The sequence below is a fragment of the Luteimonas vadosa genome, from assembly GCF_039543545.1.
GTDB classification, from domain to species: Bacteria; Pseudomonadota; Gammaproteobacteria; order Xanthomonadales; family Xanthomonadaceae; genus Luteimonas; species Luteimonas vadosa.
The window spans coordinates 171,086-195,334 of the sequence record NZ_BAABJY010000002.1 but is presented as its reverse complement, the minus strand read 5'-3'; the positions used below and the strand labels follow the sequence as shown (position 1 = coordinate 195,334).

Annotated in this window: 27 protein-coding genes, 2 tRNA genes and 1 other RNA gene; 13 read left to right on the top strand and 17 right to left on the bottom strand. The window is 70.2% G+C overall.

The annotated features are described in order from the left end of the window. Positions 1 to 22 precede the first annotated feature (22 nt). A complete protein-coding gene (locus tag ABD970_RS06765; RefSeq protein ID WP_345294750.1) occupies positions 23 to 547 on the bottom strand; it encodes a YceD family protein in 525 nt (174 codons plus the stop codon). 137 nt (positions 548 to 684) lie between these two features. Between ABD970_RS06765 and ABD970_RS06760 the strand changes: the two genes are divergently transcribed. Next, positions 685 to 1,050, top strand: coding sequence for a hypothetical protein (locus tag ABD970_RS06760; protein WP_345294749.1), 366 nt, complete (start codon positions 685 to 687; stop codon positions 1,048 to 1,050). Between the two features lie 11 nt (positions 1,051 to 1,061). Further along, positions 1,062 to 1,637 carry a Maf family protein gene (locus ABD970_RS06755; protein ID WP_345294748.1) on the top strand — a complete coding sequence of 192 codons (576 nt, stop codon included), beginning with the start codon at positions 1,062 to 1,064 and terminating at the stop codon, positions 1,635 to 1,637. Between the two features lie 27 nt (positions 1,638 to 1,664). Here the strand turns inward: ABD970_RS06755 and ABD970_RS06750 are convergent, their stop codons facing one another. After that, positions 1,665 to 3,527 carry a glycosyltransferase family 39 protein gene (locus ABD970_RS06750; RefSeq protein WP_345294747.1) on the bottom strand — a complete coding sequence of 621 codons (1,863 nt, stop codon included), beginning with the start codon at positions 3,525 to 3,527 and terminating at the stop codon, positions 1,665 to 1,667. A 105-nt stretch (positions 3,528 to 3,632) separates the two neighbouring features. On the opposite strand from ABD970_RS06750, the gene ABD970_RS06745 reads away from it, so the two are divergent. The 4 genes from ABD970_RS06745 (at position 3,633) to ABD970_RS06730 (ending at position 8,110) form a co-directional block, all read left to right on the top strand. Next, a complete protein-coding gene (locus tag ABD970_RS06745) occupies positions 3,633 to 4,586 on the top strand; it encodes an AAA family ATPase (RefSeq protein ID WP_345294746.1) in 954 nt (317 codons plus the stop codon). Between the two features lie 6 nt (positions 4,587 to 4,592). Beyond that, the gene (locus ABD970_RS06740; RefSeq protein ID WP_345294745.1) at positions 4,593 to 5,573 is read left to right on the top strand and encodes a DUF58 domain-containing protein; all 981 of its coding nucleotides are present in this window, start codon (positions 4,593 to 4,595) and stop codon (positions 5,571 to 5,573) included. A 25-nt stretch (positions 5,574 to 5,598) separates the two neighbouring features. Continuing rightward, positions 5,599 to 7,554, top strand: a complete 1,956-nt coding sequence (locus ABD970_RS06735; RefSeq protein WP_345294744.1) for a transglutaminase TgpA family protein — start codon at positions 5,599 to 5,601, stop codon at positions 7,552 to 7,554. 61 nt (positions 7,555 to 7,615) lie between these two features. Then, the gene (locus ABD970_RS06730) at positions 7,616 to 8,110 is read left to right on the top strand and encodes a Slp family lipoprotein (protein WP_345294743.1); all 495 of its coding nucleotides are present in this window, start codon (positions 7,616 to 7,618) and stop codon (positions 8,108 to 8,110) included. An 87-nt stretch (positions 8,111 to 8,197) separates the two neighbouring features. On the opposite strand, the gene ABD970_RS06725 is transcribed toward ABD970_RS06730, so the two are convergent. The 4 genes from ABD970_RS06725 to dnaX all read right to left on the bottom strand — a co-directional run bounded on the left by ABD970_RS06725 (position 8,198) and on the right by dnaX (position 11,384). Further along, positions 8,198 to 8,545 carry a histidine triad nucleotide-binding protein gene (locus tag ABD970_RS06725; RefSeq protein WP_345294742.1) on the bottom strand — a complete coding sequence of 116 codons (348 nt, stop codon included), beginning with the start codon at positions 8,543 to 8,545 and terminating at the stop codon, positions 8,198 to 8,200. Between the two features lie 46 nt (positions 8,546 to 8,591). Further along, positions 8,592 to 9,191: a recombination mediator RecR gene (gene recR / locus ABD970_RS06720; RefSeq protein ID WP_345294741.1), complete on the bottom strand. Its 600-nt coding sequence runs from the start codon at positions 9,189 to 9,191 to the stop codon at positions 8,592 to 8,594. 129 nt (positions 9,192 to 9,320) lie between these two features. Beyond that, positions 9,321 to 9,647, bottom strand: a complete 327-nt coding sequence (locus ABD970_RS06715; RefSeq protein ID WP_345294740.1) for a YbaB/EbfC family nucleoid-associated protein — start codon at positions 9,645 to 9,647, stop codon at positions 9,321 to 9,323. Positions 9,648 to 9,683: 36 nt separating this feature from the next. Then, the gene (dnaX, locus tag ABD970_RS06710; RefSeq protein WP_345294739.1) at positions 9,684 to 11,384 is read right to left on the bottom strand and encodes a DNA polymerase III subunit gamma/tau; all 1,701 of its coding nucleotides are present in this window, start codon (positions 11,382 to 11,384) and stop codon (positions 9,684 to 9,686) included. Between the two features lie 170 nt (positions 11,385 to 11,554). Between dnaX and ABD970_RS06705 the strand changes: the two genes are divergently transcribed. Together ABD970_RS06705 and ffs are read left to right on the top strand one after the other, a co-directional pair. Beyond that, a tRNA-Ser gene (locus ABD970_RS06705) sits at positions 11,555 to 11,647 on the top strand. Between the two features lie 43 nt (positions 11,648 to 11,690). Next, positions 11,691 to 11,787: signal recognition particle sRNA small type (ffs, locus tag ABD970_RS06700), an RNA gene on the top strand. Between the two features lie 329 nt (positions 11,788 to 12,116). On the opposite strand, the gene ABD970_RS06695 is transcribed toward ffs, so the two are convergent. From ABD970_RS06695 to ABD970_RS06665, 7 genes are all read right to left on the bottom strand, one after another. Then, on the bottom strand, positions 12,117 to 13,181 hold the full coding sequence (locus ABD970_RS06695; RefSeq protein ID WP_345294738.1) for a cytochrome D1 domain-containing protein: 1,065 nt from the start codon (positions 13,179 to 13,181) through the stop codon (positions 12,117 to 12,119). Next, a complete protein-coding gene (locus ABD970_RS06690; RefSeq protein WP_345294737.1) occupies positions 13,178 to 13,618 on the bottom strand; it encodes a molybdenum cofactor biosynthesis protein MoaE in 441 nt (146 codons plus the stop codon). Before ABD970_RS06690 ends, ABD970_RS06695 begins: the two co-directional genes overlap by 4 nt. Beyond that, positions 13,615 to 13,860, bottom strand: a complete 246-nt coding sequence (locus ABD970_RS06685) for a MoaD/ThiS family protein (RefSeq protein ID WP_345295665.1) — start codon at positions 13,858 to 13,860, stop codon at positions 13,615 to 13,617. The genes ABD970_RS06690 and ABD970_RS06685 overlap by 4 nt, the downstream gene beginning before the upstream one ends. Continuing rightward, complete coding sequence (gene moaC, locus ABD970_RS06680) at positions 13,857 to 14,381, bottom strand: cyclic pyranopterin monophosphate synthase MoaC (protein WP_345294736.1); 525 nt, start codon at positions 14,379 to 14,381, stop codon at positions 13,857 to 13,859. The genes ABD970_RS06685 and moaC overlap by 4 nt, the downstream gene beginning before the upstream one ends. Positions 14,382 to 14,478: 97 nt before the next feature. Further along, positions 14,479 to 15,501, bottom strand: coding sequence for a GTP 3',8-cyclase MoaA (moaA, locus tag ABD970_RS06675; RefSeq protein WP_345294735.1), 1,023 nt, complete (start codon positions 15,499 to 15,501; stop codon positions 14,479 to 14,481). Further along, the gene (locus tag ABD970_RS06670) at positions 15,498 to 16,256 is read right to left on the bottom strand and encodes an MBL fold metallo-hydrolase (RefSeq protein WP_345294734.1); all 759 of its coding nucleotides are present in this window, start codon (positions 16,254 to 16,256) and stop codon (positions 15,498 to 15,500) included. The genes moaA and ABD970_RS06670 overlap by 4 nt, the downstream gene beginning before the upstream one ends. A 1-nt stretch (position 16,257) precedes the next feature. Beyond that, positions 16,258 to 17,007 carry a 3-deoxy-D-manno-octulosonic acid kinase gene (locus ABD970_RS06665; RefSeq protein ID WP_345294733.1) on the bottom strand — a complete coding sequence of 250 codons (750 nt, stop codon included), beginning with the start codon at positions 17,005 to 17,007 and terminating at the stop codon, positions 16,258 to 16,260. A 19-nt stretch (positions 17,008 to 17,026) separates the two neighbouring features. On the opposite strand from ABD970_RS06665, the gene ABD970_RS06660 reads away from it, so the two are divergent. After that, positions 17,027 to 18,088: a glycosyltransferase family 9 protein gene (locus tag ABD970_RS06660; protein WP_345294732.1), complete on the top strand. Its 1,062-nt coding sequence runs from the start codon at positions 17,027 to 17,029 to the stop codon at positions 18,086 to 18,088. A gap of 66 nt (positions 18,089 to 18,154) precedes the next feature. Here the strand turns inward: ABD970_RS06660 and ABD970_RS06655 are convergent, their stop codons facing one another. Continuing rightward, positions 18,155 to 18,562, bottom strand: a complete 408-nt coding sequence (locus ABD970_RS06655; RefSeq protein WP_345294731.1) for a DUF6165 family protein — start codon at positions 18,560 to 18,562, stop codon at positions 18,155 to 18,157. A gap of 116 nt (positions 18,563 to 18,678) precedes the next feature. Between ABD970_RS06655 and ABD970_RS06650 the strand changes: the two genes are divergently transcribed. Beyond that, positions 18,679 to 18,769 (top strand) — tRNA-Ser (locus ABD970_RS06650). A 705-nt stretch (positions 18,770 to 19,474) separates the two neighbouring features. Continuing rightward, entirely contained in the window at positions 19,475 to 20,179 is a 705-nt protein-coding gene (locus ABD970_RS06645; protein WP_345294730.1) for a PP2C family protein-serine/threonine phosphatase, read from the top strand. Between the two features lie 40 nt (positions 20,180 to 20,219). Here the strand turns inward: ABD970_RS06645 and dnaQ are convergent, their stop codons facing one another. From dnaQ to ABD970_RS06630, 3 genes are all read right to left on the bottom strand, one after another. Next, positions 20,220 to 20,936: a DNA polymerase III subunit epsilon gene (gene dnaQ, locus ABD970_RS06640; RefSeq protein ID WP_345294729.1), complete on the bottom strand. Its 717-nt coding sequence runs from the start codon at positions 20,934 to 20,936 to the stop codon at positions 20,220 to 20,222. Between the two features lie 103 nt (positions 20,937 to 21,039). Next, positions 21,040 to 21,504 carry a ribonuclease HI gene (gene rnhA / locus ABD970_RS06635; RefSeq protein ID WP_345294728.1) on the bottom strand — a complete coding sequence of 155 codons (465 nt, stop codon included), beginning with the start codon at positions 21,502 to 21,504 and terminating at the stop codon, positions 21,040 to 21,042. Next, complete coding sequence (locus ABD970_RS06630) at positions 21,501 to 22,169, bottom strand: class I SAM-dependent methyltransferase (protein WP_345294727.1); 669 nt, start codon at positions 22,167 to 22,169, stop codon at positions 21,501 to 21,503. The genes rnhA and ABD970_RS06630 overlap by 4 nt, the downstream gene beginning before the upstream one ends. 46 nt (positions 22,170 to 22,215) lie before the next feature. On the opposite strand from ABD970_RS06630, the gene gloB reads away from it, so the two are divergent. Further along, positions 22,216 to 22,986, top strand: a complete 771-nt coding sequence (gene gloB / locus ABD970_RS06625; protein ID WP_345294726.1) for a hydroxyacylglutathione hydrolase — start codon at positions 22,216 to 22,218, stop codon at positions 22,984 to 22,986. Continuing rightward, positions 22,983 to 24,248 (top strand): lytic transglycosylase domain-containing protein, encoded by a 1,266-nt coding sequence (locus tag ABD970_RS06620; protein WP_345294725.1) that lies wholly within the window; start codon positions 22,983 to 22,985, stop codon positions 24,246 to 24,248. The genes gloB and ABD970_RS06620 overlap by 4 nt, the downstream gene beginning before the upstream one ends. Position 24,249: the final 1 nt, after the last annotated feature.

The following is a 24,249-nucleotide window of genomic DNA, read 5'->3' as shown; positions in this document are numbered from 1 at the left end:
TGGATTCGATTGAATTGCTTGTTTAACGCTGCTGCTTCTTCAGTGCCGCCAGCGCCGAGAACGGATTGGCGCGCATTTCCTCGTCCGGCTGGACCGGCCAGTCGCGCTCGACCGATTCCGAGGCCGGGTCGACCGGGACGACGGGCACGGCGAGGATGAGTTCGTCCTCCACCAGTTCCGCCGGCCGCAGTTCGCCATCCGCGGCCACCTGCAGCGCTTCGTAGCCTTCCGGCAACGCAGCCTCGTCCGCCTCCGCGTCCCCGCCTTCGCGCAGCAACCCCAGCCGCTGCGTCAGGACGACCGGGAGCAGGAAACGCTGCAGCGAGCGCTGGCACTGCAGCGGCAAGCACGCTTCGATCCGCAACTCCACGTAGGGCACCTGCAGCGCGTCGCGGTCGAACTGCAGCGAGTACTCCACCTCGCCCTCGGCATCGACCAGCGCATCGCGCAATCGGCTCAGGGACGCCAGGGGCAGCCGCCCCTCGAACCCGCGCCGGGCCGCGACCATGCGCCAAGCATCCACGACCTCGGGCACTTCTGCGGACATAAGCCGCGGAATGGTAAGCGGCGGGCCCCCGGGTGTCAAACCCTCCGGGGCTCGCCAAGTGCTTGTGCCGCCGGGTGAATTTGCCGAACGGGGCGGCGTCGCGGCAGACTGCACGCCACCCTCGCACGGCGCGACACGTGTCCCAGCCCCTCATCCTGCTCCTGGCCGCGATCGTGGCCATCGCCTTCCTGCTGGCCGCGGGCCTGCGCAAGCGCAGCGGGCGCCGGCACCTGCTCGTCTCGCAGGTCCTGGATGCCGCCGATACCCTGGAAGCGCGCCTGCGGACCGCGAGGGCGGAAATCGAGGCCATCGCCGGCAGCGACGACAACCCGATGCGCGAAGCCATGCAGGACATGCTCCGGCAGCGACTCTGGCTGCAGCAGCACGGCCAGGCGGCCACACTCGACCAGCTCCGCACCGTCCGCGACGCCTTGATCGCCGCGCGCCGCCGCATCGACCAGCAACTGCTGGAGATCGAGCGCGCCCGGGCGCCCCTGCACTGATTCCGTTGAACATGCAGCTGCGACTGGCCTCCACGTCCCCGTATCGCCGCGAGTTGCTCGCCCGCCTGGGGTTGCCCTTCGACACCACCAATCCTTGCGTCGACGAGACGCCCCTGCCCGGTGAAACGCCACGCGACCTGGTCGTGCGCCTGGCACGGGCGAAGGCTGAATCGGTCGCGCGTCAAGTTGACGACGGTGCCTGTGTGATCGGATCGGACCAGGCCGCCGACCTCGACGGCCAACCATTGGGAAAACCCGGCAGCCACGAAGCGGCAGTGGCTCAGCTCACCCTGCTGTCCGGCAGGACCATCCGGTTCCAAACCGCCGTGGCCCTGGTGCGCAGTGGCGGCGCCTGCCTGGAAGCCGTCGACACCACCATTGTGCGGATGCGCAGCCTGGAGCCGCAGGAGATCGCGCGCTACCTGGCGACCGAACCCGCTTACGACTGCGCGGGCAGCTTCAAGTCCGAGTCGCTGGGCATCGCCTTGTTCGAGGCCGTGGACACGAGTGATCCGACCGCGCTGGTGGGACTGCCCTTGGTCGCGACCGCGCGGCTGCTGCGGCAGGCCGGGTTCGCCGTGCCCTGACCGCGGCAGGCGCCACCGGCACGCCCCTCATTCCACTTCGATCGGCTGTTCGCTCCAATCCTCGAGGCTGCCATCGCGGCCGTGGAGCCGCAGGCCCAGCCAGCGCCTGCCCGACGGAACGCCCCGCGTGGACACCGTGGCATGGAACCCGACGTCCGGCTGCCCGGGATCGCTGGACCCTCCCCAGAACGCCACGACGCCCGGATCAGGCAGGCCGTACTCGGCTTCGGCGACCACTTCGCCGTCGATCAGCACTTCGACGCGATCGATACCCACGCCTTCCTTGAATGCCCATCCGGACAATTCGAAGCGTCCGGCCACGGTGGCCCCGGGCTGCGGGGCGTCGATCCACGCCATCGCCGGGGCGACGCATCCGGCGCTGGTCTCGCGCCCGGGCAGCAACGCGAACAGGAGGTAGCGCGTCCGCCCGTGGTCGATGTTGACCACGCGCGGCGGCGGCAAGGGGCCGACCCGGCGACACAACGCCTTGTAACGCTGCAGCAGGAACTTGTAGGCGACATCGGTCGCGCCCACCACCAGGAGCACCGGCTTCTCGTCCCAGTCCTCCCGTCCCGCGGTCTCCAGGCCCCACAAACGCAGTTGCGGTGCACGTCCGTGCGCGCGATTCAAGGGATGGTCGAGGACCTGGATGCGGGGATCGTCCAGTGCGAATCCCAGTTCCGCTCCGATCTTGAAATTGTCGGCGACGATTCGAGTGTCCCCTGGCATCGCCGCCCGCTCCTCGCGCACGGCGTCGGCCAGGGACTCCCAGCCCGCGAAGTTTGCGGGGTACCACTTGAGCGCCGCGGACTGGGCCCGCGCCGATGGCACCGAGACGAAGGCGTAATAGGCCAGCGCGCACAGCAGGCCGGTCGCGGCCACCGCCCAGGTCGCTGCGCGCCAGGGCCGAGGCCAACGCGCCAACGCTGCCGGCAGCAATGGCAGCAAGGCCAGGTAGCCCGGCAGCGGCCAATGGAAACTCACCCGCTGGGTGTCGGCGAAGAAGCCGAGCACGAAGAAGCCCAGGATGACCAATCCGCCGAGCCACGCCAGCAGGCGCCTGGATTCGGTGCCGTCCCGCAGTTCCCGCGCGCCCGACCACAACAACGCGACGAACAGCAGCGGCGTCACCAGCACGGCCTGCACCAGGACGAACCAGACCCCGGCCGGTTGCCAGGACCACGGGTGGCGGTCGACCAGCTGGAAGCGGAGCCCCGCCTCCGCATTCTCGAAGTTCCACGCCATCAACGGGGTCCATGCCGCCGCGCCGAAGGCGATCGCAATCCACACCCTGGGATCGCGCAGGACGACCCGGGCACGCGGAAGCAGGAGCAGGGCCACGAATCCGACGCCGATCACGGCGATGAAGCGATAGTGGCTGAGCGCGCCGATCGCCAGCCCCAGGGCGAGCTCGAGTGCCGCCCCATCGCTGACGCCGCGCAGGAGGCGAGTCGCGGCGTCGACGCAGAGCAGGGTCGCCAGCGCCAGGGTCACGTCGGGCAAGGCCAGCACGCCGAGCGTGCCGGCCAACGGCAGCAACAGCGTCGCCGTGGCGGCCAGCCAGGCATGCCGCGGATCTCCGTGCTCGCTTTCGCGCGCCGCGATGCCTGCGACCAGCCATGGCAGGCACGCGGCGATCATCAGGAACGGCAAGCGCACCGCCAGCACGCCGTCGCCGAACGCGAGCCCGCCAAGCCGGATCAGCCAGGCCGTCAAACCGGGAAGGTCTGAATAGGCCCAGGCCAGGTGCCGGCTTTCCTGCCAGTAGAAAGCTTCGTCGACGAAAAGCGGCAGGTGCGCGGCCACCGCGACCTTGGCGGCCGTCAACAGCACCCAGAGCGCGACGAACCACGCGCGCGCGTCGGGGAAGGTGGCCACCGGTTTTCGCATCCCGCTTCGTCCTCGTTACACTGCCGGCAACCCGGTGACGGCATCCGGTCCGGCAGAGCGCCCGTTGCCGGACGCGACGCCACCGCCGCCACGACGGAGCCTTGAATGTCCGCCATCCCCGCAAGCCCGCACATGCTACCCGACGCCCTGCGCGATTCCCTGCGCGCGGCTTTGGCGCAGGTGAATACCCTGGTCCTGGGCAAGGCGCACGAGGTGAGGCTGGCGTTCGTCGCCCTGTTGTCGGACGGCCACCTGCTGATCGAGGACCTGCCAGGCCTGGGCAAGACCACGCTGGCGCATGCCCTCGCCGCCACCCTGGGCCTCGGCTTCCAGCGGGTCCAGTTCACCTCGGACCTGCTGCCATCGGACATCCTCGGCGTGTCGATCTTCGACGCGCGGAGCCGCGCATTCGAATTCCATCCCGGCCCGGTGTTCGCCAACGTCCTGCTCGCCGACGAGATCAACCGCGCACCGCCACGTACGCAAAGCGCGCTTCTCGAGGCGATGGCCGAACACCAGGTCACGGTCGACGGCACCACGCACGCCCTGCCGCGCCCGTTCTTCGTGATCGCCACGCAGAACCCGGTCGACCTCGCCGGCACCTACCCGTTGCCGGATTCGCAGCTCGACCGGTTCCTGCTGCGGCTCAACCTCGGGTATCCGGGCGAGGAGGCCGAGCGCGCCCTGCTCGCCGGCAGCGATCGCCGCCAACTGATCTCGCGCTCGAGCGCCGTGCTCGGCGAAGAGGACGTGCTGCGCCTGCGCGCGGCGGTCGAAGGCGTGCATGCCAGCGAGGCGTTGGTGGCCTACATCCAGACCCTGCTGGCGCGCAGCCGCCGCCATGCCGGGGTCCGCGTGGGCTTGTCGCCCCGCGCCGGAATCGCCCTGCTGCGTGCGTCGCGCGCCTATGCCCTGCTGCTGGGCCGCAACCACGTCTTGCCCGAGGACGTGCAGGCCCTGTTCGGCGCCGTTGCTTCGCACCGGCTGGTCGCCGACGCCGACGCCGGCGACGACACCACGCTCGCCAAGGCGATCCTGCACAGCGTGCCGGTGGACTGAGCGGCCGTGGCGGACGGGCGCTGGCCGGCACTCCGCGGACGGCTGGAATCGCTGGCCAGGCCGAGGCAGCCTGAAACCCTTCCGGTCACCTTCGACCGACGCCGGATCTACATCCTGCCGACCGCGTTCGGCATGTTCCTGCTGGGGCTGTTGCTCACCATGGGCGTGGGTGCGCTCAACTACAACAACAACCCCGCCCTGCTGCTGGTCCTGCTCCTCGGTGGCGCGGCGCACAGCAGCCTCCTCGCCGCGCACCTGCAACTGAGCGGCCTGCGCATCGTGGCCATCGACGCCGAGCCGGTTCCCGCCGGCAAGCCGCTGCGGCTGCGCCTGCATGCCGCGGCGGAACCGGGCCGCGATCGCCGCGGCCTCGAAGTGCACTACGGCACCGCCCATGCCCCGCTGGGCCTGTCGGCGGGCCACGGCGAAGCCGAATTGTCGTTGCCGACGCGGATGCGCGGCTGGCTGGACCTGGAACGCGTCCGCATCTCCACCACGCGACCGCTCGGACTCGCCCGCGCGTGGGCGTACATCTGGCCGAGCGAACCGCTGCTGGTTTATCCGGCCCCGGAACCCGACGGCCCACCGCTACCGGAGGGGCGCGGCGAAACGGCAAGGGCCCGCCTGCACCCGGCCGGCGACGACGTCCACCACCTGCGCGACTACCGCCGCGGCGACGCGCGCCGCGCGATCGCGTGGAAGCCGTCGGCGAGGCGCGATTCGCTGCTGGTGCGCGAATACGAACAGCCCCAGGGCGCCGACGTGGTGCTCGAGTGGCGCGCGCTGTCGGCGCTGCCGTACGAGGGCAGGATCCGCCGCCTGGCGCGATGGGTGGACGAAGCCGAACGCGACGGGCGACGCTACCGGCTCGAACTTCCCGGGCAACCGACGCTGGGCCCGGGGCGTGGAAGCGCGCACCGGCACGCCTGCCTGCGCGCGCTTGCGTTGTTGCCCCCGTTGGTGACCGGCCATGCACGCGGTGGCTGAGTCCCTGCCGCCGCGCGTTCGCCCAATGGCGCCGCTTGCGCTCGACCGGTCGAGCCGGGCCTGGGTCCTCGTGGCGACGGCGGCCTGCCTCCTGCCCCTGCTGGTCCAGCTACCGGGCGACATGGGCGCGGCGATCTCGCTCGTCGGGGCGACAGCGATGGCGCTGAGCTGGCGCGTGAAGGTGCCCGGATGGATCCGCATCCTGCTCGCGCTGGCGGTGGTCGGCTATGTCTTGTCGAGCGCCCGCTTCGCCTTCGGCCGAGACACCGGTTGCGCGCTGCTGGCGGCGATGCTGGCGATCAAGCCGGTCGAACTCCTTGGCATGCGCGACGCCCGCAGCCTGCTGGGCTTTGCCCTGTTCGCACCCTTCGCGACCTTTCTCCTGGACCAGGGGCCCATGTCGCTGGTCCTCGGCTTGTCCGGGACCATGCTGGCTCTCATGGCGCTAGTGCGCCTGTCGGAGCAGGAATCCGGTGTCTCTTCCTCCGAGGCCGGCGCCGCGCTGCGCGCGACGACGCGACGCTTGGCGACCGTGTCGCGCATGGTCCTGATCGGCTTGCCGCTCGCGCTCGCCGCGTTCTGGCTGTTCCCGCGCATCGCCTCGCCGCTTTGGGGCGTGCCCGAACGCGCCATTGCGCGCCCCGGCCTGTCGGACCGGATGGCCCCTGGCGAATGGCTCGACATCCTGACCGACGACTCCCCCGCCCTGCGGGCGACCTTCTACGGCGACGAACCCCCGCGCGAGGAGATGTACTGGCGCGGACCCGTGTTCTGGGATTACGACGGCCGCGCGTGGACGCAATCGGGCTGGTTCCGCAACCTCCCGCCCGCCGAGGTGGTTCCCTCCGCGGCGCGCTACGACTACGAGCTGGAACTCGAGCCCACCGACCGCCGCCAGCTGGTCGCGCTCGATCTTCCGCTGGCTGCACCCGATGGCACGCGGCTCACGCTCGATTACGGCCTGTACGCGGACCGACCGTTGTCGAACCTGACGCGCTGGCGGATGCAGTCCGCACCGCCGCGGCGGTTCGAACCGCAACTGAAGGTGACCTTGCGGCGACTGGCGCTGCGACTGCCCGACGGCTTCAATCCGCGGACCGTGGAACTTGCACGGCAATGGCGGCGACGACATGGCGACGGACCCGCCGGAGACGACGCCATCGTCGCCAGCGCGCTGGCGCTGATCAACGACGAGTTCGCCTACACCTTCGAGGTCCCGCTCCCCGGCCGCCACGCGGTCGACGAGTTCCTGTTCGAACAGAAGGCCGGCTTCTGCGAACACTTCAGTTCTTCGTTCGTGGTGCTGATGCGCGCCGCCGGCATCCCCGCGCGGGTGGTCACCGGCTACGTGGGCGGCTACCGGGTTCCCTTTGGCGGCGGCTATTGGCTGCTCCGCCGTTCCGACGCCCACGCATGGGCCGAGGTCTGGCTCCCTGGCAGGGGCTGGGTACGCGTCGACCCCACCGCCGCGGTCGCGCCTGAGCGCATCTACGACACCCTGGACGACCGTGGCGCGGCCGGCGCCGCACCGGGCCTGGCGCCGGTGTACGACATGGGCGACTGGATGCGCCGCGGCTGGAACGATTTCATGCTCGGCTTCGACGCCGTCCGCCAGCAACAACTGCTCCAGCCGCTGGGCGTGGACGACCTCGAGCCGGCGAGCCTGATCGGGCTGTTCGGCCTGGCCGCGGGCCTGGCGCTGGCGTGGATGCTGTGGCTCAGCACGCGGGGTGAACGCGAACGCGATCCGGTGCTGCGCGCGTGGCACCAGTTGGGGCGGCGCTACGCACGCCTCGGCCTGGCACCCGCGACGCACGAAACCGCCGGCGACTGGGTGGCCCGCGTGGTCGCGGCCCGCCCCACTTCGTCAGGGCTTGCCGCGCTCGGCGCGCGATTTGCGCATTGGCGCTACGCTCACCCCGACGCTGGCACGCTCGATTGGCGCAGGCTGGTCCGCGACCTGCGGTCGCATCGTCCCTGAATCCGTCGTCGAATCTCACGGCAAGCAGTACGATTCCTTGCACGCCTACCGGAGCCCCGAGATGAAGTCCCGATCCCCGCTCATCCTCGTCGCCGTCGCCAGCGCCCTGCTCTCGGCGTGCGCTTCGCAGCCCAGGCCCTTGCAGGGCGAATACCTGCCCATCAGCCCGCAGGACGCGGTCGCCGGTGACCGCACCGGTGCGCTGGTGCGTTGGGGCGGGCGCATCGTGCAGGTCGACCCCCGGACCAACAGCACCTGTTTCGAGATGCTCTCTGCCCGGCTGGACCTCTACGGCCATCCGCACTACTGGTCCGGCGACGACACGGGTGGACGCTTCATCGCCTGCCGCGCCGGCTTCTACGATCCCGCGCTGTTCGAGCGGAATCGCGAGGTAACCTTCACCGGTCGCATCGACGGCTACGAAAACCGCCAGATCGGCGGCTACGACTACCGCCTCCCGCGCATCGCCGCCGACGTGGTCTACCTGTGGCCCAAGTACGACCGCATCAACGTCGTCACCCGGCCCTCGCCCTGGCCGTGGTGGGGGTATTGGTAGGCAAGTTCCGCAGGCCGCGCCTACCGCCCAGGCCAATCGTCTTGGCGCCCTGCTCGCGCGAGATCCGCGGCGAGGGACGGCGACCTGTCAGGCCGGCGTCCCGAACCGCCCGAGCTGCGCCCCGCCCAGCAGGTGCAGGTGCAACTGGAACACCGTCTGGCCGCCATGGTCGTTGCAGTTCATCACCAGCCGGTAGCCCTCGTCGGCCAGTCCCTGCTCCTTGGCATAGCGCGCCGCGGCCGTCGCCAGCCGTCCCACCACCGCAGGGTCCTCGGGCAGGTCATTGAGTGTCGCCACGTCGCGCTTGGGCACGAAGAGGACGTGGACCGGCGCCTGCGGGGCAATGTCCTTGAACGCGATGAGGTGCTCGTCCTCGTAGACGATGTCGGCGGGGATCTCGCGGCGGATGATCTTGTGGAAGATGGTGTCGGCCATGGCGCGGCTCCTGTGGACGGCGGCCATTGCAGGGCCGCCGCAGTGGTCAGTCGTACATCTCGCTGCGGCTGCCGAACGCGTGGGACAGCGTGCCGCGGTCCACGTACTCCAGTTCCCCTCCCAGCGGCACGCCATGCGCTAGCCGGCTGGGGCGCACGCCGCGCTGGCGGGCGAGTTGGGCGAGGTAGTGCGCGGTCGCCTCGCCTTCCACGGTCGGATTCGTGGCGATGATCAGTTCCCGGACCTGGTCTTCCGACAGGCGCTCGGCCAACTGCTCGAGCCCGAGCTCCCGCGGGCCGATGCCGTCCAGCGGGCTCAACCGGCCTTGCAGGACGAAGTACAGCCCGCGGTAACCGGTGGCCTGCTCGATCGCCATCCGGTCCGCCGGGGATTCGACCGCGCACAGCAGGTGGGTGTCGCGCGACGGACTCGCGCACGTGGCGCAGAGCTCGGCTTCGCTGAAATCCCGGCACCGCGCGCAATGCCCGATGCGCTCCATCGCTTCGCCCAGCACCTTCGAGAGCCGCACGCCTCCTTCGCGCTCGCGTTCGAGCACGTGGTAGGCCATGCGCTGCGCGGTCTTCTGCCCGACGCCGGGCAACACGCGGAAGGCCTCGATGAGTTGTTCGAGCAGGGACGCCGTCACGACCGGGACCCGCCCTCAGCGCACGGGGACGTGCGCGCGCACCCCGCCGGCAGCGCGATCCGTCGGCAGTCGAGGATCCTGCGCCACGACGGCGGCGCGGAGGTGGCGGCAGGTCGCCCCGTCATCCGCTCAGGAAAACCCCGGCAGCTTCATCCCGGGCGGCAGGTTCATGCCAGCGGTCGCGTCGCCCAGCTTTTCCTGCGAGGCCGCGTCGACCTTGTTCGACGCATCGTTGAACGCCGCGGCGACCAGGTCCTCCGCCATCTCCGGGTCGGCCAGCACGCTCGGGTCGATGCGCACCTTGCGGCATTCCTTGCGGCCGGTGAGGGTCACGGTGACCAGGCCGCCGCCGGCGCTTCCCGTGACCTCGATGCTGGCGAGTTCCTCCTGCGCGCGCTGCATGCTCTCCTGCATCTTCTGCGCCTGCTGCATCAGTTGGGCGATGTTTCCTCGCATGGTCTTCTCTCTCTCTCGTATTTGAATTAGGTCCGGTCAAGCGTCGTCGTGCAACCGGATCGAGCCCGGTACCACGGTCGCGCCTTGCTGCGACATCAGCCTTTGCACGTTGGGGTCGGCCAGGAAGGCGTTCTCGGCGGCGTCCTGGCGCGCATCGCGCTCACGTGCGGCCCGCTCGTGCAAGGTGTCGGCTGCCTCGGTTTCCACGGTTTCGAAGCGCAACTGCGGCGCGGCGCCGAGCGGTCCGGCCAGGGCTTCCGCCAGTTGCTGGACCAGGAACGGTGCCTTGAGGTGGTCGTCGCTGGCCGGGAGGGAGAGCCGCAGCACGCCGCCCGAATGCCCGACGAACCCGGCATGCGCCGCAAGCTCCTTGACGGGACCGCGCAGGCCGAGGCCGGCGACCAGCTCCACCCAGCGGACGGCGTCCAGCGCAAGCCGGGGAGCATCGGAGTGATCGGACGCCGCGGTGACCGGGTCGCTGGCGGTTGCCTCCCCATCCACCTGCCGGGAAACGGCCGGTTCCCGCGCGGCCGCCGGCTTCGGGGGCGGTCCAGCCTGCACGGCATCACGCGCGGTGTCGGCAGCGCTGCGCGTCGCTGGTCGCGATGGCTTGGACTCGCGGGTGGGTGCCACCTCCGTCTCGTCGCTGGGCCGGAACGCCAGCATCCGCAACACGCACATCTCGAACCCCGCGCGCGGGCTCGGCGCCAGCGGCAGGTCGCGACGCCCGTGCAGCGCCATCTGGTACCACAGCTGCACGAGTTCGGGACGGAGCCCCGCGGCCAGCGCCGCCAGGTCGATCCCGTCGCCCTCGATGCCGCAATCGGGCACGAGCTGCCTGACCTGCACCCGATGCAGCGCGTCCGCGAGCGCATCCAGCACACTCGCCCAGTCCGGCGAGAAATCCGCGAGTGCCTCGACCTCGCGCATCAATGCCGCGCCATCGCCGGCCTGCAATGCCGCGAGCAACTCGCCGACGCGGGTCCGGTCCACCGTTCCCAGCATGGTCGCCAGGGCCTCGTCCTGCAGGCTGCCGGCGCCCGCGGCCGCGCCGGTGTAGGCGATCGCCTGGTCGAGCAGGGACAGGCCGTCGCGCAAACTACCGTCGGCGGCCCTGGCCAGTTGCCGCACGGCCCCCGGCTCGACATCGATGCCTTCAGCCGCAAGGATCTTCTCGATCTGGCCCCCGATCTGCGCTTCGTCCAGGCGCTTGAGGTTGAACTGCAGGCAGCGCGAAAGCACCGTCACCGGCAATTTCTGCGGGTCGGTGGTGGCGAGCAGGAACTTCACGTGCCCGGGCGGCTCCTCGAGCGTCTTGAGCAAGGCGTTGAACGCCGACTTGGACAGCATGTGCACTTCGTCGATCAGGTAGACCTTCACCCGGCCGCGCGACGGCATGTACTGCGCGTTGTCGATCAGTTCGCGGACATCGTCGACGCCGGTGTTGCTGGCGGCGTCGATCTCCAGCAGGTCGATGAATCGCCCGGCGTCGATCGCCTCGCAGGTCGCGCACTGCCCGCAAGGTTCTGCCGAGGTGCCCTGCTCGCAGTTCAGTGACTTGGCGAAGATCCGGGCGATCGTGGTCTTGCCGACGCCCCGGGTGCCCGTGAAGAGGAAGGCGTGGTGCACGCGGCCGGAATCCAGCGCATTGGTCAGCGCCTTGACCACGTGCTCCTGGCCCACCAGCTCGGCGAAACGCTTCGGACGCCACTTGCGGGCGAGGACGAGATAGGACATGCGTCCATTCTGCCACGCCAGGCTGCGCCGGCCGAAGCACGGCGTCGGCGGGCGCAACGCCCCCCGGGGCCGCGGGCACGCCGTCCGCACAAGGCGGGTTTTGTTGTGGTAACCGCCCGCGACCGCTAGAATTTCCGGCCCTGAACGCAAGGATGCCGTGATTCAGGCCCGGAGAGGTGTCCGAGTGGTTGAAGGAGCACGCCTGGAAAGTGTGTAAGCGTCTAAACCGCGCTTCGGGGGTTCGAATCCCCCTCTCTCCGCCAGTTCAAATGCGCATCGCGATGCGATCGCAGTCCCATGGTGGCCCTGTCGGCCCCTCGCGACGCTAGGTCGAAAACCCCGCCAGGGCCGGAAGGCAGCAACGGTATCGACTGACGCGGGCGCCGAGGCCAGCCGGCAGGGTCGCCACCTTTTTGGGGCAGTCGAACTGCGATTGCTTGCCATCCGTGGCGCGGCATGTGCGGATTCGGGTCGTCCCGCCGAAACCTCCTTGGGTCGGGTGTTTGCAACAAGACGCGCCGGCGCGCGCATGCACCAAGCACCCAGGGCGTCGTCCTTTGGAGCCGCTTGCGACTCGTCTCCGCGGCTGCGGCACGCGCATTCGCATTGCTGTCGCGCAGGTGGCGCTTGAAGCCGCCCCGGGTCAATGGGCGGCGCCGCCGCCTTTCCATCCTCAAGACCGGAATGCGGCGACCCGTTTCCGCGAGCCATCGCGATCGCATTCGCGTCGCCTCATCGGCCTTTGGCGCCCGGCTCCGCGCCGGGGCACCGTTCGATCCCGAGCGCATCGGGCTCCCGCCCGGTCTGCCAGTGCCCGACCACCTTCCAGCCCTCCGTGTCGACCACGGCAATGCGATCCGCGCCGCTGATCGCCACGTACGCGCGCGGGCGGCCGGGATCGGCGATGACCCCGATCGGCAATGGGTCGCGTCCGAGCAAGGTGTCGTCGTACCGCACCCCGACCGGTGCCAGGTCCACGGTGGACACCAACTCCGCGGAAGCCGCGTCGAACACGGAGAGCGTCGCGGAACGGGCATTGGTCACCAGCGCATGGCGGCCGTCGTGGGTGAACACCACCCGGATGGGAAACCCCGTGCTGGCCAGGGTGCGTCGAACCGCCAGCGTGTCCGGATCGTGCACGGTGACGGTATCGTCGGCCCGGTTGCCCACCCAGACCGCGCCATCGGGCGCGACCGCCACGCCTTCCGCGCCCGCGCCCGCCGGGCGTTCCGCCGTCTTGGTGCCGGCATGCAGGTCGATGCGGCTGATCGTGCCGGCCGCGATCTTGGTCACGTAGGCGATCCTGCCGTCCCGCGACAACGCCACCATGTGGCCGGTGCCTCCGCCGATGTCGATGACGCGTTCAATTCGCCGGGCCTGGACATCCACGACCAGCAGGGACCCGCTGTCCTCGGTCGTCACCACGGCGCGGCGGCCATCGGGGAGATAGGCAACGCCATGCGGGCGGCGATGCTCGCCGAGGTCAATGCCTGCCGCCCGCTCGCCCTTGCCCAGGTCGAGAACCGCCAAGGTGTGTCCCGGCTGGGCGCGCCCGTAGCTGGTCACCAATGCGGCGCGCCCGTCCGGAGCGACCGCGATTTCATGCGGGCCCGGGTCGCTCGGGACCGAGCGCAGGCGGCGACCATCCCGCAGGTCCAGGCGCCAGACCGTATCCGCCGCCTTGTTGCCGACCCAGAGCGCATCGCAGGCGTGGACGGGAATGACACCCGCCAGCGGCAGGACCACCAAGGCAACCAACGCTGTTCGACGGGCCGCCGGCGTGGACGGAAGCCTCATGGAACGTCCCCGACCGGATGTTGCCAGCATGCGTCTCCCTCCACGTAACGTTCCCGTTTCCAGATCGGGACACGCGCCTTGACCTCGTCGATGATCTCGCGGCACGCGTCGAAGGCCGCGCCGCGATGCGCGGCGGACACGCCGACCCAGACCGCCAGTTCGCCGATGCCGAGGTCGCCGATGCGATGCACGCAGCAGGCGGCGATGCAGCCGTGGCGCGCGATGGCATCGGCGACGATCCGCGTGCCCTCGGATTCGGCGAGGGGCACATAGGCTTCGTAGAAGAGCCCGCTGACGCTGCGGCCGTCGTGGTGGGCCCTGACCCGGCCTTCGAACACCGTGCATGCGCCGGCGCGCGGGTTGGCCAGTCGTGCCTGCAGCGGACCGATGTCGATGGGCCCGGAAGCGATTCGGAACAGCGGCGTGCCTTCGCTCATCCGCCGGAAACCGGAGGGATGAACGCAATCTCCCCGCCCGCGGGCGGGGCGCTGCCCCAATCGGCGAACTCGCCATCGACGGCCACGCGCAGCCTTTCCGGCGGGAGCAAGAATCCATGGCGCGCACGCGCTTCCATGTACAGGTCGCGCAGGTCCGCGGCCGTGCTTTCCACCGATTCGCATGCGACACCGGCCGCATCGCGCAGGCTGGCGAAGTACAGCAACTTGACCCGTGCCATCAGCCGAGCTTCCCGAAGTCCCGCTTGCCGCCGCGCTTGCCCAGCAACTTCGCCGGTCCGAGCACGATGGCATGCGACAACGCCTTGCACATGTCGTAGACCACCAGGGCGGCGACCGTGGCGCCGGTCAGCGCCTCCATCTCCACGCCGGTGCGATGGGTTGTCCTGACCGAGCATTCGATTCCCAGCACCCGTGCGTCGCGCCAGTCGATGCCGATGCGCACGCCTTCGATGGGAAGCGGATGGCAGAACGGAATGAGTTCATGCGTGCGCTTGACCGCCATGGTGCCGGCGACGATCGCCGTTTCGACGATGCCGCCCTTGCCGCTGCGCAAGCCGCTGGCGCGGAGCTGGGACGCGACCTCCGGGGGAAATGCCACCAGGCACTCGGCCGAGGCCTCGCGCGGCGTGACCGGCTTGCCGGAGACATCGACCATGGCCGGCCGACCGTCCGCATCGAGGTGGCTGAGCGGGGACTCCGGCCCGGGCTCTCCGGGCTTGGGTTTGTCGATCTTGGGCTTCATGGCAGGCCGGCGCGCGGTCGGCACCAGATGGTAACGCCCCGCGGCAAGGGCGTGCCCTGGTGGCAGGCCAGGCGCCAGCCCGGAGAACCGACGTCGCTCATCCACCGACCAGGAACATTTCGACATGCCGACGCGAACCCGCCGCGCTCCCGCGCAGCTCGCTGTAGCGATCTTCCCGGCCGTCCCACAGGCCAGCGACGCGATCGGCCACCGCGAGTTCGCCGTGGCGCAGCAGCGGCCGGAGGTCGTGGCCATCGCCTGCGAACAGGCAGGTGTACAGGCGTCCGTCGGCGGAGACGCGGGCGCGGTGGCAGTCTCCGCAGAACGGCTCGCTGACCGAACTGACGAAACCGACTTCACCCGAGCCGTCCTCGAATGCGTAGCGTGACGCGACTTCCCCGCGGTAGCGGGCATCGAGCGCGCGCAGCGGCCAGCGCGCGTCGATCCGGTCGCGCAACTGCACGGACGGCACCACGCGGCTCCGGTCCCAACCATTGCAGGTGCCGACGTCCATGTATTCGATGAAACGCACGACGTGGGGCGTGCCGCGGAAGCGTTCGACCAGGGGCAACACCTGGTCATCGTTGACTCCGCGCTGCACGACGCAATTGAACTTGAGGCGGTCGAAGCCCGCCGCCTCGGCGGCGGCGATGCCTGCCTCGACATCCGCCAGCTCGCCGCGCCCACCGGACAACTCGCGGAACACCGCGGGCTCAAGCGCATCCAGGCTGATGGTGAGCCGGTGCAGGCCGGCGTCGCGCAGCGGCCGCGCCAGCGCGGCGAGCAGCGATCCATTGGTGGTCAGGGCCAGGTCATCGACGCCCGGCACCTTGGCCAGGCGCGCGACCAGCTCGGGCAGCCCCTTGCGCAGCAAGGGTTCGCCGCCGGTGATGCGCAGTTTGTGCATGCCCAGCCGCGCGAAGCCGCGCACCAGGACCTCGATCTCGTCGAACGACAGCCGCGACGCGGCATCCAGCCCATGGCCCTCCGGGATCCGGTCGGCGGGCATGCAGTAGCCGCAACGGTAGTTGCAGGCCTCGATCACGGACAGGCGCAGGTCGCGCAACGGGCGTCCGAGCCTGTCCAGCGGCAACGCCTGCGGGTGGGCGATCGCGCTCACGCCTGGTCGAGCTCCAGCGGCGTGGGTTCGGCAAGCACCAGCACGTCGTTCTGGCGGGCGACGCCATGGCCGCGCGCACGCATCGCATCGCCATCGGCCTCGCTGCCGTAGTGGTAGAGCACGCAGCGCTGCAGCAGTTCCGGCGGGTATTCCCGCTCCAGGTCGTCCAGGCCGCTGTGCGATGGATTGCCCTGCAGGCCGCAGTCGTGGGCGATGAGCTCACCGGCGTCCGCGTAAACCTTCAGCAATTCGCCGATCGGCCGGGTGTCGCCGGTCCACACGAGGCTGCCGCGCAATCGCAAGCCATAGGCGGTGCGCGGCCAATGGTGCCGGACCGGAAAGGTTTCCAGGCGCAGGCCGTCATGCCAGAAGGCGTCGCCCACCGGTATCACGTGAAACGCCTCCCAGAAATTGACCCCGCCCTCGGCCAGCGCGTTGGGGTAGTCGCCGACGCGCTGGTGCAGCAGCGGCAGGACCGTCACCGGCACGTACACCGGCGTGCGGCCGCGACGCGCCGGGTCGAAGTACTCGTGCACGAACAGGCGCTCGAACCCGGAGACGTGGTCGAGGTGGGTATGGGTGATGAACAACGCCGGTGGCGGCTCGCCGTAGTGCGCGAGGTAGGCGGTCAGTCCTTCCCCGCCGCAGTCGATGGCCAGCCACGGCTTGCCGTCGCGCTCGATGGTCGCCATCGACGAGCCCAGCTCGACGGCGAATGCATTGCCCACCCCGTTGAAGCGCAACGACCAGGCCATCTCAGTACCCCTTCGACCAGGCTTCGTCGTAGGCCGCGCGCAGGCGGGCGAAGTCCGCCTCCACGTCCGCGCGCGCCCTGCCGCGGCAGACCTTGAACAGGGAGCGCTTCAACCGCGACAGGTTGGCCTCGCGCCATGCCGTCTCCGGGATCCGCAGCCTGCCGCGGTCGAGGTCGATCAGCCAGCCCTTGCCGTCGGCGTCGAACAGCAGGTTGTGCGCATTGAGGTCGGCATGGTCCAGGCCCGCGCGATGGAAGCGCGCGAGCAACCGGCCGGCGGCCGACCAGGGGGCGTCGTCCGGCGACGACGAGGCCAGCTCCGCGAGCGAGCGCACGTCGACGATGCGTTGAAGCAGGATCGACGCGCGGTATCCCAGCCCGCGACGCACGTAACTGGCGGCGATCGGCGCCGGCACCGGCAGCCCCTTGCGGCCAAGGTCGCGCAAGAGTCGGAACTCGGCGAAGCTCCGCACGTGCGAGGCGCCTTGCCACAGGTGCCGGTCCTTGCTGATGCGCGCCGCCCACCCGCCCCTGCGATACTGGCGCAGCACGCAAGGCCCATGGGAGGCTTCGATGAACCATGCGCCGCCCCGTCCGCTGCCCTCCACCGGCCGTGCCCGGTCGCCCCACAACGCCGGATCGAACCAGCGTGGATCGACTTGCCGCAACTGCGAGGCGTCGAACAGAATCGCCCCCTCCCCGTCCGCATTGCGGTACGGCGTCAGGCTTTCCGTGGCGTCGAATGCGACCATCCAGCGAGTCTAACAAGCCTTGACGCCCTCCCAGACGCCCGGCCCGCCCCGCTCGATCTGCCTGTTGCGGCTGTCGGCGCTCGGCGATGCCACGCACGTCGTTCCCCTGGTCCGCACCTTGCGCCGCGCATGGCCAGGCGTCGCGCTGACCTGGGTCATCGGCAAGGCCGAGCATCGCCTGCTGGAAGGACTCGACGGCGTCGAGTTCCTCGTCTACGACAAGGCCACCGGACTGGCCGGCATGCGCGCCCTGCGGCGGCGACTCCAGGGGCGCCGCTTCGATGCCCTGCTGCAGATGCAGGTGGCGGCGCGCGCCAACCTGCTTTCCGCGTTCATCCCGGCGGGCCGCAGGATCGGCTACGACCGCTCACGGGCCAAGGACCTGCACGGCCTGTTCGTCGACGAACGCATCCCGGATCGTCCGGGCATCCACGTCCTCGACGCGATCGGCAGCTTCTGCGAGCCGCTGGGATTGCGGCAGGACCAGGTGGCCTGGGAGCTGCCCGTTCCCGACGAGGCCCGCGCGTGGGCACGGTCGCAGTGGCCCGGGGACGGCGCCCCCGTCCTGCTCGTCTCGCCGTGCTCCAGCCACGCCCTGCGCAATTGGCGCGCCGAACGTTACGCGGCCGTCGCCGACCATGCCGCGTCGGGTGGCTGGCGGGTCGTGCTGTGCGGGGGGCGCAGCGCGCTGGAGCGCGAGACGACCGATGCCATCCTGGCGGCGATGCGGTCGCCGGCACTCGACCTCGTCGGCAAGGACACCCTCAAGCAGCTGCCTGCCCTGCTGGAACGGGCCGACCTCGTGCTGACGCCGGATTCGGGTCCGATGCACATCGCCAATGCCATGGGCAGCAAGGTCCTGGGCCTGCACGCGGCCAGCAATCCGGCGCGCAGCGGCCCGTATTCGGATCCGCGCTACTGCGTGGACCGTTACGACGATGCCGCGAGGAAATACCTCGGCAAGCCCGCGGCTGCGCTGAAATGGGGGGCCAAGATCGAGCGGGAAGGCGTGATGGACCTGGTGGAAGTCGAGGACGTCGTCGCGGCGTTCGAGCGATATCGGGCGGACCGACGACCTTGATCGCCCGCTGGGCGGCGAATCGCGTTCACCGGAGACCAGTCGGAGCCGGCCGTGGCCGGGAACGCCCTAGGATCCGGCGCCGGTCCTGTAGTCCTGGTAGGACTTCTCCTCCACGTAGGTGGACCCGAGGGCCTGGTTGATTTCCTTCTTGATCCGCGCGCGCTCGTCGTTCTCGAAGTACACGCTGCGGGCCAGCTCGACGAAGTCCTGGTCGAACGCCTGCGCCCGCTCCTTGTCGCGGATGTCGTCCTCGATCGCCCACAGGCGCTCGTTCACCGCCTTGAGTTCGGCGCGGAGCCGAACGATGTCGTGGCCCGCGGCGGGATGGGCCATCCAAGTGCTTTCCAGTGCCGACAGTTCGTTGCGGACGTTGGCCAGCTTGGACGGGTCGGTCATGCGCTCGGACTTGATCTGCAGGATCGCGATCTTGTCGAGCAGCTCGCCGAAGGACACGGGGACGGAAATCTCGGACATGGCGGGCCTGTGGCTGGAACCGGCCGCCAGTGTACCGCCGCGCCTTGTCCGGCCCAGCGCCCGCCCGTATCATTATTGCGCCCCCGGCCGCGGCGCGCCCGCGGCCCGGCCGCATCGGAGAGGTGGCAGAGCGGTTGAATGTACCTGACTCGAAATCAGGCAGGCGTTTATAGCGCCTCGGGGGTTCGAATCCCCCCCTCTCCGCCAAATACGCACCGCGCCCCGAAAGGGGCGTTTTGCGTCCTGGGCCAGGCGGCATGGATGCAGACCTGCGGCGGCGGCGCGTGCGGAGCGACGCATCAACGGGAGTGGCGGCCTAGCGGCGAAGGACACACCATCGCGCTCATGGACGAGCAACCAGGAAGGCCCGGTTGGATCCCCGGGGCCGCGCCCGTCCCCGGCGCCGAGCCGCCTCTCGCCGGCAGGGAGGCCTCGCGCACCCGGAAACCTTGGGACACCGAGTCCAATCCGGCGCATCGGCAGCAAAATCGCCGGGCGAGCGCCGCAATCCCGCTGCGTCGCCCGCCTGCCGCCCCTGAATCGAATTACCCGTAACGGTGTGCGCGCCGGATCCCGAGCGGTCCCATGGCCGGAACTGGAGGCCGATTCCGTAACTGCTGGGAAGTGCCCGAACCATCGACTCTCCCTCTCGCCCGACTCTCCCTCTCGCCAACCCTCACCTGACACGCATCAAGTCACGCCATCCAGATTTCCGGTGACAGGACGTGCCGGTATGCCTCGCATCCGTGGGTACGCTCCACGCGTATCCTGCCGGCGACTGGACGGCAGGCGCCTCCCACCATCGCTCCGTTGCCCTGTAACCTCCAAGCGCACCCCATGTCCCTTGACCGGTCCGAGTCCAACGATGCGTTTGAACCCCCGAGCCCTCACGGCACGCCGCACGGCGCTTGCATGATCGAATTCGGCCACCTCACGCATGTCGGCTTGCGACGGGAACTGAACGAGGACACCTATTACGGCGACAGCGAACTGGGCCTCTGGCTGGTCGCCGACGGCATGGGCGGGCATGAATACGGCGAAGTCGCCAGTGCGCTTGCGCGCGAGGCCATCGTGCGCGAGACCCGGCAGGGGACCCCGCTGGCCCAGGCGATCCGCATCGCGGACGAGGAAATCATCCGCGCCTCCAAGCAGCGACAGGACGCGCTGCCCATGGGGACGACGGTGGTGGCGACCAGGATCACGGGCAATCGCTTCGAAGTGGCCTGGGTCGGCGACAGCCGCGTCTACCTGTGGCGCGACAACAAGCTCACCCAGCTGTCGCAGGACCACAGCTACGTCCAGGAGCTGATCAGCCAGGGTGCGATCAGCACCGACCAGGCGCGCAGCCATCCCCACCGCAACGTCGTCACCCAGGCGCTGGGCGTGACCGATCCGCAAAGCCTCAATGTCGAAACCCTGTCGGGGGAGCTGGCGCCCGGGATGCAGCTGCTGCTGTGCAGCGACGGCCTGACCGAGGAAGTCGACGACGAGGGCATCGCTCAGGTGCTGGCGCACACCGAGTGCAGCGCGCAGGAGTGCGTGGATGGCCTGGTCGCCGCGGCCCTGGACGGCGGCGGCTCCGACAATGTCACGGTGGTCCTCATCCGTCGCCACTAGGGCGGCGGCCCTGGGCCCGCATTCAATCCGGTGGCGCGGCTCAGGCCCCGGCTTCGACCAGGTCCCAGACGCAATGGCCGGCCTTCGACCGGATGGCCGCCAGCCGACCGCTGTGCAAGGCCAGGTCTTCCGCCGTGCATTGCACCCGTGGCCTCGGCGCATCGGGCCTGGCGCCGGGGAGCGCGACCGCGACGGCGCGCCGTCCCCGATCCGTGCCGGCCACCAGGCCCAGTTCGCTCTGCCCCGCGGTGAGCGCCAGGTAGGCATCGGCGAGCAGTTGGGCGTCGAGCAGGGCGCCGTGCAACTGGCGATGCGAATTGTCGACGCCGAGCCGCCTGCACAAGGCATCCAGGGAGTTGCGCTGGCCGGGAAAACGCTGGCGGGCGAGTTCGAGCGAATCGAGGATCCGCACCCGGTCCTGCAGCCTGCCCCGGTTCCCGCCCAGCAGCGAGAGCTCATGCTCCAGGAATCCGACGTCGAACGCGGCGTTGTGGATGACCAGCTCGCTGCCGTCGATGAACTCCAGGAAGGCGTCCACGACTTCCTCGAACCTCGGCTTGTCGGCGAGAAATTCCAGGGTCAGCCCGGTGACTTCCTGGGCCCCGGGCTCGAATTCCCGGCCCGGATTCAGGTATTGCTGGAACGTCCGCCCGGTGGGCCTGCGCTCGACCAGTTCGACGCAGCCGATCTCGACCACGCGATTGCCCTTCTTCCATTCCAGGCCGGTGGTTTCGGTGTCGAGGACGATCTGGCGCATCGGGTTCCCGGTTGAACGTCGGCGCGGACAGGATAACCGCTGATCCCCGGGCCCTCCGACCCGGCGCCAGGCCGGGCCGCTGGAGCGCGCGGGATTCCGGCGATCAGCGCAGGCCGCGCTTGATGGCCTCGGCCTCGGTGCGGGCCAACGCATCGACGCGTTCGTTGTCCACGTCGCCCGAATGGCCCTTGACCCAGCGCCAGTCGATGCCGTGGCGCGCAGTCGCCGCGTGCAGGCGCTCCCAGAGGTCCCGGTTCTTGACGGGGCTGCCGCCGGCCGTGCGCCAGTTGCGCCGCACCCAGTTGGGCATCCACTCGGTGATGCCCTGGCGCACGTACTGCGAATCGGTGTGCAGCACGACCGAGCAGGCCTCGGTCAGCGTTTCCAGGGCGACGATGGCCGCCATCAGCTCCATCCGGTTGTTGGTGGTCAGCGATTCGCCGCCCACCAGTTCGCGCTCCCGCTCGCCGTAGCGCAGCAGCGCCGCCCAGCCGCCCGGACCTGGATTGCCCAGGCAGGCACCATCGGTGTGGATCTCGACGCGCTTGGCGGCCCCGTCCCCTTTCATGCCGCCGGCGCGCCTTGTGCCAAACGCAGTTCCCGGCGACGGGGCATGGGCGTCAACGGGAGGGCGCGCTTCTCCGCACGGATCGCGTAGGCGGCACGGAGCCCCGGGCCGTGCTGCACACGGGTCGAGACGTCCTCGCGCCAGATGGGTCCCAGCCCGCGCGACACGGGATCGGGCTGCAGGCCGGCGGCGCGCAGCTGGCGGCGCCAGGTCACCGGCTCGGGCGCGCGCAGGCCGGTCCCGCGCCAACGCCAGCGGTACGGCGCCATGGGATTGAGCACGATCAGCCAGGCGTGGCCGCCGGGAACCAGGACGCGGTGGACCTCGTCCAGCAACCCCGTGGCATGCGATGCCGAAGCGAAGACGTGCTGGAGCACGGCGACGCCGAACGATTCGGAAGGCAGCGGCAGCGGCAAGCCGCAGGTCACCGCGCCCGACCAGCCCCGGCCATTGGCCTCGAGCGCCAAACCCCGGCCCAGGCTCCGTTTTTCCGGACCGTCAGGCGACGGCAGGGTCGGCGCCAGCCACAGCCACGGCTGGCCGGGCCGGTCAGCCAGGGCTCCATCGACCAGTTCGCGCTCGCTCCCCAGCAGTGCGAGGCCGGCTTCGGAACGGAACCACGCCAGGGCGGCTTCGGGTTGACCGGTCGGGGACGGGAGGGGCATGGTCGCCATTCTAGTCGTCCCGTCCGCCCACCCGGAGGCCTGATCGATGCACCTGCGCCCCCTGCCCGCGCTGTCGGACAACTACATCTGGACACTCGCGGACGACGACGGGAACGCCATCGTCGTCGATCCCGGCGAAGCGGCGCCGGTGCTCTCGGCAGCCGGTGCCGGCCTGCGCCCGGCCGCCATCCTGCTGACCCACCACCACCCGGACCACGTCGGCGGGGTCCCGGACCTGCTGGCGCAGTGGCCGGGGCTGCCCGTGTTCGCGCCCGACGACGAACGGATCGGCCATGCCACCCGCCGCGTGGGCGACAGCGAGCGGGTCGTGCTCGGCGGCTGGACCTTCGATGTCCACGCGGTTCCGGGCCATACCGTGAGCCACATCGCATTCCACGGCCATGGGCTCTTGTTTTGCGGGGACACCCTCTTCAGTCTGGGCTGCGGCCGCCTGTTCGAGGGTACGCCGGCGCAGATGCTCGAGTCGCTCGACCGGCTGGCCGCGCTGCCCGGCGGGACGCGGGTCTGCTGCGGCCATGAATACACCTTGTCGAATGCCGCCTTCGCGCGCGTGGTCGACCCCGACAACCCGGCGCTGCGGCGCCGCAGCGAAGAGGCCGCCAGCATGCGCGCAGCGAATCGACCCACCGTGCCCAGCACCCTTGCCGACGAGAAAGCCTGCAATCCCTTCCTGCGCGTCGATGCGCCGGCCGTCCGCGCCGCGGTCGCCGCGCACGAAGTCGCGCCTCCGGCCGCGGACGACCGCACCTCGACGTTCGCCGCATTGCGGCGCTGGAAGGACGACTTCCGCGCATGAGGTCGCCCGCGCGCGCCGCCCTCCTGGCCCTGTCGCTGTACGCCCTGGCACTGCCCGCCTTCGCCGATCCGGGCGACGCCGTGGCCCGGGCGGAAGCCGTCGCCCACCCGCCGCCGGCCGGGATCGCCGACCCGACCCTGCGCAGCGGTCGCGAGATCTTCGACCGGTTCCGCGAGGGCCTCGCCGAACCCGAATGCGAGACGGATGCCAGCACGCGCTGGAGCAAGCATTTCTCGCACGTGCCCAGGCAGCTGGCCCACGGGCGCGGCGACGTGCTGCCGCTGTTCGGCTACGTCGTCGACGCCATGCGCGACGCCGGGCTCCCCACGGAATACGCACTGATCCCCTTCGTGGAAAGCGGTTACAAGCCGGGGGCCCGGAGCGCGTCGGGCCCCGCCGGGCTCTGGCAGTTCATCCAGATCACCGCGCGCAACCACAAGATCGCGATCCGCCCGGGTTACGACGGGCGTTTGTCGCCGGTCGACGCCACCCGGGCCGCGGTGCGTTACCTCAAGACCTTGCACGGGATGTTCGCCGGCGACTGGCGGCTGGCGGTGATGGCATACAACGCCGGCGAGTACCGGGTGTTCGGCGCGCTCAAGCGCCATGGCCAGCGTGCGAGGGACGCGCGTCCCGACCAGCTCGCCAGCCTTCCCAGCATCACCCGCGCCTACGTGCGGAAACTCCATGCCCTGTCCTGCGTGCTGGCCGCGGCCGAGGACCGGGAACAGTGGGTCGAATCCCTGGATCGCAAGGTCCCGCGCCTGGTCGTCCTCGACCTCCCGCCCAATGTCGACAGCCTGCGGGCCTGGTCCGACCGGCAAGGCCTCGATGCCGCGGTCGTGGAGCGCCTCAACCCCGCCTTCCCGAAGGGACGGCTCGGCCGCGTGGCTGCTGGCTCCAGCATCCTGGTGCCGGCGGGCGCGAGCCCGAAGGCTCCCGCAATCGACCCGGTCCCCGGCAGCGTCGACGGCCCGGTCGCGATGGACGCGAGCCCCGCCGCTGCCGCAGAAGGCTCGGCGGATGCCGCCGCCGCGGCAACCTCGGCCCCCGCGGCAACCATGACAACCGCGCGACGCACGCATACGGTCGCGCGAGGTGAATCGGCCTGGCTGATCGCGCGCCGTTACGCCATGGGCGTGGCCGAACTGCTCTCCCGCAACGGACTCGACCACGACAGCACGCTGCAACCGGGCATGGTGCTCGAGCTCGATGCGGACCGCCCCGGACCGGGCGCGAACCAGGCCTCCGTGGCAAACTAGC